Origin of the sequence: Sphingomonas flavescens (assembly GCF_030866745.1) — a bacterium.
Taxonomy (GTDB): domain Bacteria; phylum Pseudomonadota; class Alphaproteobacteria; order Sphingomonadales; family Sphingomonadaceae; genus Sphingomicrobium; species Sphingomicrobium flavescens.
Genome location: NZ_CP133016.1, coordinates 2,237,528 through 2,251,889, shown reverse-complemented (window position 1 = coordinate 2,251,889; position 14,362 = coordinate 2,237,528). Strand labels below are relative to the sequence as shown.

General features: G+C 63.9%; 9 protein-coding genes. 6 read left to right on the top strand and 3 right to left on the bottom strand.

Going from position 1 to position 14,362, the window contains the following annotated elements:
• The first annotated feature begins 4 nt into the window (after positions 1–4).
• Together QU596_RS11535 and QU596_RS11530 are read left to right on the top strand one after the other, a co-directional pair.
• A complete protein-coding gene (locus QU596_RS11535) occupies positions 5–535 on the top strand; it encodes a hypothetical protein (RefSeq protein ID WP_308515657.1) in 531 nt (176 codons plus the stop codon).
• A 142-nt stretch (positions 536–677) separates the two neighbouring features.
• A complete protein-coding gene (locus QU596_RS11530) occupies positions 678–2,333 on the top strand; it encodes an MFS transporter (protein WP_308515656.1) in 1,656 nt (551 codons plus the stop codon).
• Positions 2,334–2,337: 4 nt separating this feature from the next.
• On the opposite strand, the gene pgl is transcribed toward QU596_RS11530, so the two are convergent.
• The 3 genes from pgl to QU596_RS13700 form a co-directional block, all read right to left on the bottom strand.
• Positions 2,338–3,039 (bottom strand): 6-phosphogluconolactonase, encoded by a 702-nt coding sequence (gene pgl / locus QU596_RS11525; RefSeq protein WP_308515655.1) that lies wholly within the window; start codon positions 3,037–3,039, stop codon positions 2,338–2,340.
• Between the two features lie 16 nt (positions 3,040–3,055).
• Positions 3,056–3,793 (bottom strand): energy transducer TonB, encoded by a 738-nt coding sequence (locus QU596_RS11520; RefSeq protein ID WP_308515654.1) that lies wholly within the window; start codon positions 3,791–3,793, stop codon positions 3,056–3,058.
• 79 nt (positions 3,794–3,872) lie between these two features.
• A complete protein-coding gene (locus QU596_RS13700; RefSeq protein WP_420030981.1) occupies positions 3,873–3,974 on the bottom strand; it encodes a KGG domain-containing protein in 102 nt (33 codons plus the stop codon).
• A gap of 254 nt (positions 3,975–4,228) precedes the next feature.
• Here QU596_RS13700 and QU596_RS11515 point away from each other — a divergent pair, with 254 nt between their 5' ends.
• From QU596_RS11515 to QU596_RS11500, 4 genes are all read left to right on the top strand, one after another.
• Entirely contained in the window at positions 4,229–6,028 is a 1,800-nt protein-coding gene (locus QU596_RS11515) for a ShlB/FhaC/HecB family hemolysin secretion/activation protein (protein ID WP_308515653.1), read from the top strand.
• Positions 6,029–6,059: 31 nt separating this feature from the next.
• Positions 6,060–9,146, top strand: a complete 3,087-nt coding sequence (locus QU596_RS11510) for a CHAT domain-containing protein (protein ID WP_308515652.1) — start codon at positions 6,060–6,062, stop codon at positions 9,144–9,146.
• 524 nt (positions 9,147–9,670) lie between these two features.
• On the top strand, positions 9,671–11,200 hold the full coding sequence (locus QU596_RS11505; RefSeq protein ID WP_308515651.1) for a hypothetical protein: 1,530 nt from the start codon (positions 9,671–9,673) through the stop codon (positions 11,198–11,200).
• Positions 11,201–11,223: 23 nt separating this feature from the next.
• A complete protein-coding gene (locus QU596_RS11500; protein WP_308515650.1) occupies positions 11,224–14,361 on the top strand; it encodes a hypothetical protein in 3,138 nt (1,045 codons plus the stop codon).
• The last annotated feature ends 1 nt before the right edge of the window (position 14,362 follow it).

The window sequence follows — 14,362 nt, the reverse complement described above, 5'->3', positions numbered from 1 at the left end:
GCAGATGACCCACCAACCGCTGATTCCATTCGAGCCCGCCCAGGCGCGCACGCGGCACGACGGCTGGACCGCGCGTCGGCAGATCGCCTTTATCGAAGCGCTGGCCGAATGCGGCATCGTCGATGAGGCGTGCCGGCGGGTCGGCATGTCCGACACCGCGGCCTACGCGCTCCGCCGACGACCGTGCGGAGAGCATTTCCGTCGGGCGTGGGACGCGGCCATCGAATATTCCGAGCACCGCGGGTATGAGGCCGCGCGCGACCGGATGATCCACGGAGTCGCCCGGCCCGTCTTCTACAAGGGTGAGCAGGTCGGCGAATGGCGCCACTTCGACGAGCGGCTGACCATCTACATGCTCAGCCGACAGAACCGCCGCCTCGCTCACCGCATCGGGCCCAGACCTCCGGGGATCGAGGAAGATTATGTCGAGGACCCGGCGACGGTGCTCGATAGCGAAATCGAAGAAATCGCCGAATATGCGCCGCAGGAGGATGGCAACCTGCCAGAGGACTGGTTCGGCGAGGAGTGCGCGTGACGTCGCCCTTCGCGCGTACACGCGCGCACGCTACGCGCGTTGAGGCGCAAACTTGGCAAACTTCCGGCGGGTGTGCGCCTGCCTCGCGCCTCCCTTGCGGGGCGGACAACTTCGGCTATCCCTGCCTCCAAGGGGAGAGGTGATGGCCAGCGCAACAGAACAGCAGGAAAACAGTCGCGGCACGATGGCGCGGATCATCGTCGCCTCATCCGCGGGCACCGCGTTCGAATGGTACGATTTCTTCATCTTCGGCAGCCTCGCACCGGTCATCTCCAAGGTGTTCTTTGCAGGGCTGGACCCCACGGCCGCGCTCATCGCCGCGCTCGCCTTGTTCGCCGTCGGTTTCGCTTTCCGTCCGCTGGGCGCGCTGATTTTCGGCGTGGTCGGCGACAAGCTGGGGCGCAAAGGCGCGTTTCTCGTCACCGTCAGTCTGATGGGCGCCTCCACCTTCTTGATCGGCCTGCTGCCCACCTACGCGCAGGCCGGATCGCTGGCCGCGGTGCTGCTCATCTTCCTCCGCATTTGCCAGGGCGTCGCGCTCGGCGGCGAATATGGCGGCGCGGCGATTTACGTCGCCGAGCACGCCCCAGCGAACAAGCGCGGCGCGGCCACCGGTTGGATCCAGTCGTCCGCATCTTTCGGCCTGCTCGCCGCGCTGCTGGTGATTGTTGTTACGCGTCAGTCGGTCGGCGAAGTCGCGTTCAGCGACTGGGGCTGGCGCATCCCCTTCCTAGTCTCCGCCGTCCTGCTGGCCATCTCGGTCTGGATGCGCGCCAAGCTGGCCGAAAGCCCGGAATTCGCGCGTCTCCGTGAAGAAGGCGAGATCGCCAAGGCGCCGCTCCGCGAGGCGTTCGGTGAGCGCAAGAGCATCCAGCGCGTTTTGATCGCCTTCTTCGGCATCATGTGTGCCCAGGGCGCCGTCTGGTACTTCACCTTCTTTTACATGCAGGTGTTCCTCGAACGCTCGCTCGGCGTGCCCGCGGGCATGAAGGACATGCTGCTGATCGTGATGACGCTCGTCAGCGCGCCGCTCTACGTATACTTCGGCTGGCTCAGCGACCGGATCGGGCGCAAACCGGTGATGATCGGCGGCATGCTGCTCGCGCTGGTGCTCTACTTCCCCGCCTCGCACTGGATCGCCTCCGCCGCGAACCCGCAGCTGGTCGAGGCGCAGCAGAACACGCCGATTTTCGTCGATACCAACCCCGCCACCTGCAGCGTTCAGTTCGATCCCGTCGGCACCGCGAAATATGCCAGCGCCTGCGACATCGCGAAGTCGAGCCTGGTGTCCAAGGGCATCAACTTCACGACGCGGACGTCGAACGACGGCCGGACTTACGTGATCGTCGGGACGGAGCAGGTTCCGATTGCCGACGGCGAAGCGCTGAACGGTCCCGACCTGAAAGCGCTGAAGGCCAAGACCGGAACCGACATCGGGAATGAGCTCCACGCCGCGGGCTATCCCAAGCAGGCCGATCGGGCGCACGCCAACCTGACCTTGCTTGTCCTGCTGCTGCTTGTTTTCGTCGTCGCGGCCACGGCGCTCTACGGTCCGCAGGCCGCGGCACTGGTCGAGATGTTCCCGACCCGCGTGCGCTACACGGCGATGTCCTTTCCTTACCATGTCGGGACCGGCTGGGTTGGCGGCTTCCTGCCGGTGACGAGCTTCGCCATCGGCGCCATCACCGGCAACATCTATTCGGGCCTGTGGTACTCGGTGATTTTCACCGCAATCTCGGTCGTGGTCTCCCTGTTCTTCGTCAAGGAGACCGCGGGCAAGCACCTCCGCGAGGTCTAGCGCCTCACGGGCACCAGTGAATGTCGATCGGCTGCTCAGCCTCGGCGAGCACCCGGCCGATCGGCAACTTCGAGCTCTGACCGTCGGCGATCGCCTGCTCGAGGAGATCGCGCTTTTGCTGGCCGGTGATGGTGATTGTCACCGTCCGGGCCGACAGGATCGCGGCACGGGTCAGCGTCACCCGGGGCACCGGCATGTCGGCGGGCATCGGGTCCGGCGTCACGCCGACCGCGCGGCGGGCCTTGGGCGCATCGAGCGCGTCCTGCATGTCGGGCCCGGCGAAGATCGAAGCGGTGTGCCCATCGCTGCCCATGCCGAGCCAGACGAGGTCCGGCGGCCAGGGCAGGTCCTGCAGCCGGGCGTCGGCCGAATTGCCGGCGAGCTTGGGGTCCTGGATGTCGGCGGCGATGGGGACGACCCGGGCGCCGAGCGGAAGGAAGGTCTTGGCGATACCGCGGATGTTGCTGCGCTCATCGTCCATAGGGACCAGCCGGTCGTCGGTGGGGACGATGGTCAGCTTCTTCCACGGCAGCGACTGCTTGGCGAGCTTGGGGAAGATCGCCGGGCCGGTCGACCCGCCGGGCACCGCGATGAGCGAGGAACCACGAGCGTCGATTGCGCTCTCGATGATGAATCCCACGTCGCCGGCAACGGCGTCGGCGAGTTCGTCCAGGGAATCATATTCCCACCATTCGACTTCGATCATGCGAATCCCTTTTAGGCTATCGCGGCGCTGGTTGCGCGTATCCGAACCATCCTGCAACCGCTTGACCGTTTCGGTTGACCGCAGGACGGAAGCGAAGCCGGTCATGGACGACGTTGCAAAGCGTGTTGTCGATGAAAGGGAGTCCGGTGCCGCGGTCGACGGTGCACTCGCTGACGGCACCGCGGGCATCGACCCGCAGACGCATGAAGACCGTGGCGCCGCCGGGCCAGGCATTGGTGATCTGGGGAGGGAAGTCCCGGCCCCGAAGCACCGGCGAGATGAGATGCGGCGGATCGGCAATTCCCCCACCGCCGCCCGGCCCATCGCCGCCGTTCCCACTTCCAGTTCCATTGCCGAAGCCGCCGGCGCCGGTGCCGGGTCCCCGCACGTCGGATGCTCCTTGGGTCGGCGCGGTCCCCTGCCGCGGCGTTTCGGCGGCAGCGATCGTCTGGACAGGCGGCGTCACGATTCGCGGCTTGGGCGCGACGACCGGCGTCGCCTCGCTCTTGATGTTCTTCGGCGCCGACCCGCCTTCCCGCTCCTTGGGCTTGGCAGGTTTTTGCTTTGGTGGCGGCGGCGGAGGTGGTGGCGGCACCTCGGAAAAATCGAACGTACGCAGCGCGCTTTGCGGATCGGTCAGGTCGATGCGCCCGGAAAGGTGAAGAAGCGCAAAGAGCAAAAGCGCATGAATGCCAACGACTGCCGCGATGGCGCCGCCGCGATCCCGTGCACCAATGTCAGTACGATAGGCCACCGGCATATAACGCCGGCAACCCCCGTGCGTTGCGCAGCCGAAACGTCGTTATGCTACGGGACGTTTCGACCGCGACACTTCAGGCGCTGGCGGACCGCCGACTGCTCGACGGCGGACGCCCGCCTCCATGACTGGCTTTGCCGCCCTTGCTAGCGATTTCCCGCTGCTTCGCGGGATCCATCGCTGCAAACCCCCTCTTTGCAGTGCTTGTCTTGGCAGTAGCCATCTCGCTCTCCTCTGGAACAACATTGGGGCAACGATGACCCAAACTGCCAGTTCACGAAGTTGATGGAGGTTAGACTGTTTGAAGAAGAGACCCCACAACCGACATCGGCGTTGTGGTTAAGGAAAAGTTGACGAAAATTGGGTGAATCTGCCGACTTCCACTATTGGTAGGGTTCGACTCGAAACTTATCCGGGAGGGGGCTCCCCGGGATGCTGGACGACGAAACTGCTAAACTAAGTTGGCGCGTTGTTCGCCAAGCGGTGGGCAGCGCCCTCTGTTCAGCGCTCCTCGCGATGCCGGTCGCGGCGTCGGGCCAAACGACGGCGCCAGTTCCGCTGCCGCCAACTCGCGAAGAAGTGACTCGTCCGGTGGCGCCAACGCCACCACCCCGGAGCCGCCTGCAGATCGAGGGGGGCATCGCTCGGCCCCCATGTGCGCTGGACGGACCGGAGTATCGCTCGATCCACTTCGTCCTGCGTGGTGCCGAGTTTGAAGGGCTGGACGGCCTGACCCGCGCCGATCTCGCCCCAGCATTTCAGTCCATGCTGGGACAGGACGTGCCAATCTCCACGGTCTGTGAAATCCGTGACCGTGCAGCGACGATCTTGCGCGACGCCGGATACATCGCCGCGGTCCAAGTCCCGGAACAGCGCATCGGAGATGGCATCGTCCGATTCCGCGTGCTGATGGCGAGACTGACGCAGGTTCGCGTGCGCGGCGAAGCCAAAGGTGCTGAATCGGCTTTGGCCGGCTACCTGAGCCAACTCACGAAGCGCCCGCTATTCAACAGGTTCGAAGCCGAACGCTACCTGCTGCTCGCCAGCGATCTGCCCGGCTACACGGTCCGGCTGACGCTGCGGCCGGCAGGCACCGCCCCTGGCGATGTCATCGGCGACGTCACTGTTCAGCGTTTGCCAGCCTATGCGGATTTCATCCTGCAGAACGGCGGATCGAAAACGCTGGGCCGGTGGGGCGGATTGCTACGCGGTCAGATGTTCGGACTGACTGGAATGGGCGACCGTACTTCGTTGTCCGTCTTCACCACCGCTGACTTCAAAAAGCAGCAAACGGTTCAGCTCAGCCACGACATGCGTATCGGGCCCCAAGGCCTGAGCCTTGCCGGCGCCTTCACCTACGCCTGGGCGAAGCCAACGGTTGCCGGCGCCGATGTCCTTGCAAAAACGATGCTCGGGACGGTTGAAGTCGGTTACCCCTTCGTCCGGCGCCAATCTCGGACGGTGCGCGGATCGATCGGTCTGGATGTCATCAACCAGGACGTTTGGTATAACCACGCCAAATTGACACAGGACAGGCTGCGGACAGCATTCCTGCGGTTTGGCCTTGATGCGGTCGACACCGATTTCAGCTCCGACTTCTCGAGCGCCGAGCCGCCTTGGCGAGCCACGAGCTTGCTCGAGATTCGGCAAGGTCTGAACGGCCTGGGTGCCACCAGACGCTGCGGTACCGGAGGAGTTAATTGCCTTGGTGCAGGTTTCGTCCCGCCCACACGAATTGAGGGTCGAGCCGACGCGACCATTGTTCGGTGGACTGGTTTCGGAGAGTTCCGCCCGATTCCGAAACTGACATTGGCGCTGGGTTTACGTGCGCAATATGCGTGGAAGCCCCTCTTCAGCTTCGAAGAATTCGCCGCGGGCAATTACACGGTGGGAAGAGGCTATGATCCGGGTGCTGTCCTTGGCGATCGCGGCTTCGGCAGTCAGGCGGAAATTCGCTACGGCAGCCGCGTCCCGATCAGCGCGAAGAAGCCGGCGATGGAAGTCTACGCTTTCTGGGACCAGGCTCGGGTTCGCAATCTCGACGACGTCACAACGACGCCCGGTCGCTTGCATCTCACGTCGGTCGGCGCGGGCGCTCGGATCAGCTGGAACCGTTTCCTGCTGGACAGCACCATGGCCTACCCGCTGAGCCGGGTCGGACCGCTGGACCGGCGTCCCGGACCGCGCTTCCTCGTCTCACTGACAACCCGTCTTTGGCCGTGGAAATATTAGCGGCGATGCCAGGAACCTGTCGGAGGTTGAGATGAGCAAATCAGCAGTTACTGCCGCTCTCATCGGAATCGGAATGCTCGTTGCTGGCAGCGCGAGTTCCTGGGCCGCGACGCCATTGAGCATCCGCGACAGCTGGCGGATCGGCAACAGCGGGACGAGCTTCTGCTCGGCCCAAAGCCTAACGGTCGATAAAGCGCTCACGGGGATGTTCGACGCCGGCTATTCCGTCACTTGCCGGGATGCTGCTCTGCCTGTCGGCAAGCTATACAAGCTGCGCGAGACAGCGGACGCGCCGAAGAGAATTGCGGCCGACATTGCGACGGTTGCGAACTGCCAACGTCCTCAGCGGGGCGGCATGCAGGGAATTGGCGCGGTCGAAGTCACCGAATGCCGCCTTAAAGACGCGAATGTCGCTTACCGCGCCTATCACTTCCTGCGCGGTAAGATCCTCTATTCGGCGCAGGGACTCGCTGGCTACGACAGTGCGTTGCAGCTTGGCCTGCGGAGCCTTGTCGCCGACCAGCCGGTCAAAGGCGAAATCTCGATTGCGACGACCGGCGCCGGCGATCCCGCTGCCTTTGCCCGTGTGCAGGCTGGCACGCTTGCGGCCGACAAGGCGCTGGAGGAAGCCTATCGCCGCAACAATGCGGGCAGCTATGCCGAGGCTGCGGAATTCTTCGCGGCCGCGAGCACGAACGGCGGCGACACGCCGGTCAGCCAAGGTGAAGCCTTGGTCAACGAAGCACTCCAGAAGTCCAATCTTGGCCGGTTCGCGGAGGCAGACGCGCTGTTTTCCCGCGCTGCCCAGTTGGTGAGTAATGATCCGATCGTCGCTCGACGGCTTCGCAATTACCGCGCGATTCACGACCTGAACCAGGGCGATCCCCAAAAGGCGCTTGATGAGCTCGACAAACCGCTGCCGAAATCGGTTGTCGATAGTCAGCGCAATGCCAGCGCAAAATTGGAGATCGACGAAGCATTGTCGCGACGTCTCAACGCCGACTCCCGCTTCGGCCAGCAGCTTCGATCGCAAACGGATGAGCTCCTGCCTGAGGAGAAAGCGGCCATCCTCGACGGGCAGGCGCTGCAATTGCGCGGCACGTCTCTGCGCTTGCTCGGTGACACCAAGGGAGCGCGCGACGCTCTTCGTCGGGCGGATGGCGAGTTGCTGGCGGTTCGCGCGGGAAAGGTGGCTTCGATCCTTTGGATGCGAGCGCAAATCTTCGGAGACTTGGGAGCGATTGCCGAAGATGACGGCCAGCAGGCCGAAGCAAGCCGGCTCTACCGGTCGGCAGTCACCTTGCTCGAGGTCAACTATCCCGGGACCGCCGTCCTGCTTAATTCGCGCGCTCGGCTCGCTGGATATCTGGCGCGCAGCGGCCAACTTCCGGTCGCCGAAAAGATGTTCAGCGACATTGTCCATTCGCAAGGCGACACCAGCAGCCTGCCACCCAGCTTTGCGAATGTGCTGCGGCCCTACGTGGATCTGCTTTTAAAGAAGGGTGACGACCCAGCGGCGGAGGCGGAAATATTCGCGGCGACGCAGCTTATGGTCAGGCCCGGCCTTGCACAGACGCAAGCGGTCCTAGCGCGGGAGCTGACTGGCGGCACCGACGAGGCGTCACGCTTGTTCCGCCAATCCGTGACCTTGACCCGGCAGGTCGAACGCAACCGCATCGAGCTTGCTCGACTACTCGATTTGCCCAAGCCCTCACCGATGGAAGCCGCACGAACGCGCATCCTGCGCGCGTCCTTGGATTCGACGCAAAAAGAGCAGCTGACGACCCAGGCGGCTTTGGCGAGTTTCCCCCGCTATCGGGCCGTGTCTAGCGATACGATCTCGCTGGCCGACCTTCAGAAGATTCTTCGCGCGGGCGAAGCCTATTACCGGATGACCATCGTCGGCGACCACGTCTACGCAATGCTGGTCACGCCGTCCGGAGGGCGCGCGGTAAAGCTCGCGGTGTCGGCGAAGCAGTTGGATGCACAAGTAAGCGCGCTGCGAGACACCATTTCCAAGGTCGAAGGTGGGCAGCGCACGACCTATCCGTTCGACGTCGCCTTGTCCCATCAGCTTTACGAAGAACTGTTCGCCCCGTTCGCGGCGGCGATTCCATCGGTCAGGCATCTGATTTTCGAACCGGACGGCGCAATGCTGCGCTTGCCGGTCAACCTGTTGGTGATGGATCAGGCGTCGGTCGATGCCTACGCAACCCGTGCAAAGACGAGCGAGGATGCAGCTTACGATTTCCGCGGCATCGCGTGGCTTGGGCGCGATCGCGACATCAGCACGGCAGTCAGTCCGCGCGCGTTCGCGCAACTACGCGCGGCACGGCCGTCCGCGGGGCGGAAGGAGTATCTCGGCCTAGGGCAGAATACTCCACCGTCGGCCAACGAGAGCGCTGTGCCGGCAACTGCCGACCGCGATTGTCTGCTGCCGCTATCGTCGTGGAATCACCCGATTTCCGCACGCGAACTGCAAGTGGCGGCATCCATCCTGAAGCAATTCGATCCAAACGGTGTCGATATCGTGACCGGCGACCAGTTCACGGATACGGCGCTGGAGGCGCGCGGTAATCTCGATCAGTACCGCATCATCCACTTCGCCACGCACGGCGTGGTGACGTCTCGGGCGGCCAAATGCCCCGCGCAACCGGCATTGCTGACCAGCTTCGGCGGAACAGGGTCGGACGGGTTGCTGACCTTCCGTGATATTTTCGACCTTCATCTGGATGCCGACGTCGTGATCCTTTCCGCGTGCGATACCGCGGGGAAAGCCAGCGCGGCGGCCACCCAGCAGGCGGGCTTATCGACAGGCGGCGATGTGGCGCTCGACGGTCTCGTGCGCGCCTTCGTCGGCGCGGGTGGGCGTCTGGTCATCGCCAGCCACTGGCCGGTCCCGGACGACTATAACGCGACCCAACGGCTGATGACCGGCCTGTTCTCCGCGCCTCCTGGTACGCCGACAGTCACTGCGCTTCGCTTATCGCAGCGGCAATTGATGGACGACGTTCAAACGTCGCACCCATTCTACTGGTCAGCGTTTGCGGCGGTGGGTGACGGCGACATTCCCATTGTTCGGCCAATGCCGGCTCGAATTGCCCAGGCGCACAATTAGCTAGCTCTCATTCCTGATTGGCATTTGGCTCGGGCACAGGGTCACCGCACCGGCAGGTCGTCACCCGAGGCCTGGGACGCGGGAGTTGCGCGGCGCGATCCCGCGCCCCTTCGGGAACCGAACGAGCGGTATCCGCGGAAGCGAGCAGGACATCCTCGCCCTCTCTGCGAGTTGCTGGGAACGAAACCGCAGCAGGGAGGTCAGGTTGCCGTGCAACATCCGCTGTCGGACCGCCGAGGGTCGCCAGAATCACAAGCGCGAGAACCATGCGCACGGACTAGCAAGGCATGGTTACGGAACCTTTGCCGGAAAATTTTTTTTCAGCCGAATGGGTTACCCGTGCAGTTCAACTGCCTTCAAAAAGGTCGCCTTTTTCAATGGCTTAGAGCTGTAATGTGAGTGTGTCGGCTTCGGGACATTCGTTGACTTCTGGTTAACAAAGGCGCAACTTGCCCAGCCTTGACTGGGTCAAGGGGGCAAAATCGATGGCTACGCGTCTTTCGACTTCCAATAACAATCGCAAAATGATTTTCACTTCTGCTGCAATCCTTGCGGTTGCTGCAGGCGCTTACGGGCTTGGCCGCGTATACCCGCCACTGGGCCCGAGCGCAGGCACCATTGCACCGGCGGACCGATATGTTTCCGCCCAGGTTGGCGAAAGCGACGTTCAGCTCGGCGATACCGCCGTCCCCGAACTGATGCAGACGGATGCCTTCGAATTGATGGTCAAGGATCCCAATTTCCGCGCGCTCGCCGCCAGCCCCGGCTTCCAGGCGCTGGCATCGCAGCCGCAGGTAATGGCCGCGCTGCTGGCCGATCCGCAGGCATTCGCGGCGCTAGCGGCAAATCCGCAGGCGTTTGCCAGCATGGCGAAGGCGGCGCAGAACACTGCAGCCTCCAATGCACAATCGCGGCAAGCCAGTGCGTCGATGATGAACGCGGTCGCCGGCCACTCGGCGGCGATCCAGGCGCTGGCCTCGCACCCCGATGCTTTTGCATCGATTGCGAACAATGCCAGCGCATTCGGCAGCTTCGCTTCAAGCGCGAGCGCGTTCCGGTCGGCCGCAGCCAACGCTGCCGCCGATGCGAGGCTTGCGAGCAACGCCGCCGCTTTCCGCCAATTGGCGAGCGACAATGCGGCAATGAACGCATTGGCAGCGGACCCGGGCGTCTTCGCCTCGCTGGCCGCGAACGCCGCATCGCTTAAGTCCTTCGCGAGTCAGCCTGCAGCCCTGGCTGCCGCCGCGAACAGCGCCGCCAGTATGGCGAGCCAGCTGCGCCTGGCTGGCGTGTCCGACGCCGCAATGGCGTCGATCGCGTCGAACAGCGCCGGATTCGCGGCGCTCGCCAGCCAACCTCAGGCCATGGCGGCGGTCGCCGCCCATGGTGACGCTTTCGCGGCTCTGGCTTCGCATCCGCAAGCGCTAGCCGCGATCATGGCTAATGCTTCGGCCTTTAGCAGCTTCGCCTCAAACGCCAGTGCCTTCCAGGCCGCGGCATCGAAGGCCGCCGCGGATGCCCGAATGTCGGCCAATGCGGCGGCCTTTCAGCGCCTGGCGAGCGACAATGCGGCGATGAAGGCGCTTGCCGCTGATCCGCAAGTCTTCTCGGCGATGGGCCGCAGCGCGGTCGCCTTTGGCGGCCTGGCGAGCAGTGCTCATTTGATGAATGCCCAACTCGCGGCGACCATCGGGCAGAATGCGTCGGCATTTTCGAAGCTCGCAAGCAATGCCTCGCAGCTGAGCTCGGCGGCCCGCGCCGCCCAATCGTTCAATGCACAGGCTGCTACGGCATCGGCCGCTGCTGCCGGCCGGCTCGATGCCGTCGCATCGCGGGCCGCACTGGCCAGCCCGCAGGCCTTTTCGGCGATGATGGCCAATCCGGCCGCTTTCGCCGCGGTCAGCCGTCAGGCCTCGGCAATGGCCACGGTGGCATCCAGCTCCAAGGCGTTCGCGGCGCTCGCCGCGCATCCGAACCTTGCAGCAGTGATGGCGAATCCAAGCTTCGCTGCTGCCGCCAATCAAGCCGGCGTGATGCAGGCCCGCAACGACTAACGCTGCGGTCGCGGGGGCCGCGAATGGGGGTACAAGCGTATCGTAAGCGCCGGGGTGCGTCGGGCACCCTGGCGGTTGCTTTGCTCCTCTCGTCCAGCCCATCGCTGGCACAGACCCCGGCCAAGCCCGCACCGCTGCCAACTCCCCCCGATACGACATCTGTTGTCGAGAAGCCGGACGTGGTTCCGCCACCGCCGGAGCAGCCTGCCGGCGAGCCGGTCCAGCCGGCGCCGACCCGGTCGAACGCGCCCGCCTCAACCGGCACGGAACACGTGCCGCAGGACGCTTCAGGCTTCCACCTGTCGACGCTCGAAACGCGCAACCTCTCTTTGCTCTATCTCGACCCTGTCCAGACCTACCTCACGCCCTATCTGGGCCGCGCCTTCGAGAACGCCCTCGCCTTTCACGAGCAGAAGTTCCGCTGGAAGCCGTGGGACCGCACGACGATCCTGCTCAAGGACTTCTCGGATTACGGCAACGCAGCGGCCCTCGGTTCGCCGAGCAACATGGTCATGCTTGACGTCGCGCCACTCTCGCTATCGATGGAGACCTTCTCGCCGGGCGAGCGCTTCTTCACGCTCAACAACCATGAGCTCGCGCACGTCGCCGCCATCGACGTGTGGAACAAGCGCGACGCCTTTTGGCGCCGCTTCCTCGGCGGCAAGCCGATGCCGTTACAGAAGCATCCGGAATCCATCCTCTACAACTTCCTCACCACGCCGCGGAACCTGACGCCGCGCTGGTACATGGAAGGCAGCGCGGTCTTCTTCGAGACGTGGATGGCCGGCGGACTCGGTCGCGCGCAGGGCGGGTATGACGAGATGGTCTTCCGGGCGAAAGTCCGCGACCATAAGCGGTTCTTCTCGCCGCTCGGCTTAGAGAGCGAAGGCACGCAGATCGACTTCCAGGTCGGCGCCAATTCCTATCTCTACGGAACGCGCTTTTACTCCTACCTGGCGCTGACATACGGCGTGGAGCCGGTGCTCGACTGGTTGCGTCGGTCTGACGATTCCAAAGCCTTCTACGCCAGCCAGTTCAAGCACGTGTTCGGCAAGTCGCTGGACTCTGTCTGGGCGGACTGGATCGCCTTCGAGCACCGCTTTCAGGAGGCCAATCTCGCCGCGTTGGCGAAATACCCACTCAGCGAACCCCGCCACCTTTCCCCACGCGGCCTCGGTTCGATGTCGCGCGGGTTCATTGATGAGCGCACGAACAGCCTGATCGCCGCCTTCCGCTATCCGGGCCGCATTGGCTTCCTCGGGCGGATGGACCTGGCGACCGGAAAGCTCACGCCGCTGACCGACCTCAACGGCATGATGCTGTACAAGGTCACCAGCCTGGCGTTCGATCCGGCCTCGCGGACCGCTTTCTACACCGACCAGAACTACGCTTACCGTGACCTCAACGCGATCGATGTGGATACTGGGAAGAAGCGCCGCCTGCTGACCGATGCGCGGATCGGCGACCTCGCCTTCAACCGCGCCGACAAGAGCCTGTGGGGCATTCGCCACCAGAACGGCTTCGTGACCCTGGTCCGGATTCCGCCGCCCTACACGAGCTTCAACCAGATCAAGACCTTCCGCTATGGCGAGATATTGTTCGACCTCGACGTTTCGCCGGACGGCGAGCTGATTTCGGCATCCTATGGCACCGTCGACGGCAAGCAATCGGTGCGCGTCTGGAAGCGCGCGGACCTCGAGCAAGGCTTTGCCGACGAACCGGTCGCCAAGCTCTCGCTGCCGCCATCGGTGCCTGAAAACTTCACGTTCACGCCGGACGGAAAGGCGCTGCTCGGCAATTCCTATTATACGGGCGTGTCCAACGTCTTCCGGTTCGACATCGCCAGCGGAAAGTACGACGTTCTCACCAATGCGGCGACGGGCTTCTTCAGGCCGCAGCTTCGGCCGGACGGGTCGCTGTTCGTCTACGATTACACCGGCGACGGCTTCAATCCGGCGATTGTCCGGCCCGAGGTGCGCGAGGATCTGGCGACCGTGCGGCTGCTCGGCACGGAAGTTGTCAAGGCGCGCCCGGAGCTGAAGCAATGGGGCGTCGGCTCGCCGGCAAAAGTCCCGCTGGACGAGTTGATCACCGAGCGCGGCACCTACGAGCCGGGTAAGCGGATGCGGTTCGACGCCCACTATCCGATCGTCTCGGGCTACAATCGCTCGCCGGCGTTCGGCTATTACGTTCACGTCGCTGATCCGCTGCAGTTCCGGCAGTTAAGCGCGAGCGTCGCGGTATCACCGTTCAACAAGGTGCACGGGTCAGAGCGGCTGCACGTCAACGTCGAATATCAGACTCCAATCTGGAAGCTGACCTACTGGCACAATCTCGCCGACGTTTACGATCTCGCCGGACCCGTGCTGCGCAGCCGCAAGGGCGATGCCTTCATCGCCAATTATTCGAAGCCGCTGATATACGACCCGCCGCGCCAGCTCGACGTGTTCGGCTCGGCTGCGGCTTATTTCGGATTGCGTGAACTTCCCGGAGCGCAAAACATCGCCAGCCCCAAGGAGATTCAATCGGCCGACATCGGAATCCGCTACACCAACACCACGAAGGCGCTCGGCGGCGTGGACCATGAGAAGGGTTTCAACGGCAAGATCGTCGCTGCTGCGGATCACGCGCAGGGCGAACTCTTTCCGAAGCTTTACGGCGGCGTCGATGTCGGGACCGCGCTCCCCTGGGGAAACAGCTCGGCTTGGCTTTACGCGCACGCGGGCTGGGCAGGCGGCGAGCGCAAGAGCCCGCTCGGCGCCTATTATTTCGGCGCATTCCGCAACAATTATGTCGATGACCGCTCCGAGAAGCGGTATCGCGAAATGGAAAGTTTTCCGGGCTTCGCCATCGATGAAATCGCCGCGCGGCGATTCGCGCGGTTGACCGGCGAGATCAATCTGCCGCCGCTCAGATTCGCGGAAGTCGGCACGCCCGCTTTCTATCTCAGCTACATCCGGCCCGCGGTCTTCGCCGGCATCATGCAGACGCACGAGCCGGATCGCAGCAATCACCGCTACGCCGACCTGGGTGCCCAGCTCGATCTGAACTTCACCGTCGCGCTTCGCTTGCCGATGGTGTTCTCGGTCGGTGCCGCCGCCGGTTGGCGCGACGGCCATTATCGCAAGACCGAATGGCTTGCCTCGCTGAAGATCCTGTGAG

Coding starts and splice junctions, on each gene's coding strand:
- QU596_RS11535 (WP_308515657.1), top strand. CDS start 5: ATGACCCACCAACCGCTGATTCCATTCGAGCCCGCCCAGGCGCGCACG.
- QU596_RS11530 (WP_308515656.1), top strand. CDS start 678: ATGGCCAGCGCAACAGAACAGCAGGAAAACAGTCGCGGCACGATGGCG.
- pgl (WP_308515655.1), bottom strand. CDS start 3,039: ATGATCGAAGTCGAATGGTGGGAATATGATTCCCTGGACGAACTCGCC.
- QU596_RS13700 (WP_420030981.1), bottom strand. CDS start 3,974: ATGGATCCCGCGAAGCAGCGGGAAATCGCTAGCAAGGGCGGCAAAGCC.
- QU596_RS11515 (WP_308515653.1), top strand. CDS start 4,229: ATGCTGGACGACGAAACTGCTAAACTAAGTTGGCGCGTTGTTCGCCAA.
- QU596_RS11510 (WP_308515652.1), top strand. CDS start 6,060: ATGAGCAAATCAGCAGTTACTGCCGCTCTCATCGGAATCGGAATGCTC.
- QU596_RS11505 (WP_308515651.1), top strand. CDS start 9,671: ATGATTTTCACTTCTGCTGCAATCCTTGCGGTTGCTGCAGGCGCTTAC.
- QU596_RS11500 (WP_308515650.1), top strand. CDS start 11,224: ATGGGGGTACAAGCGTATCGTAAGCGCCGGGGTGCGTCGGGCACCCTG.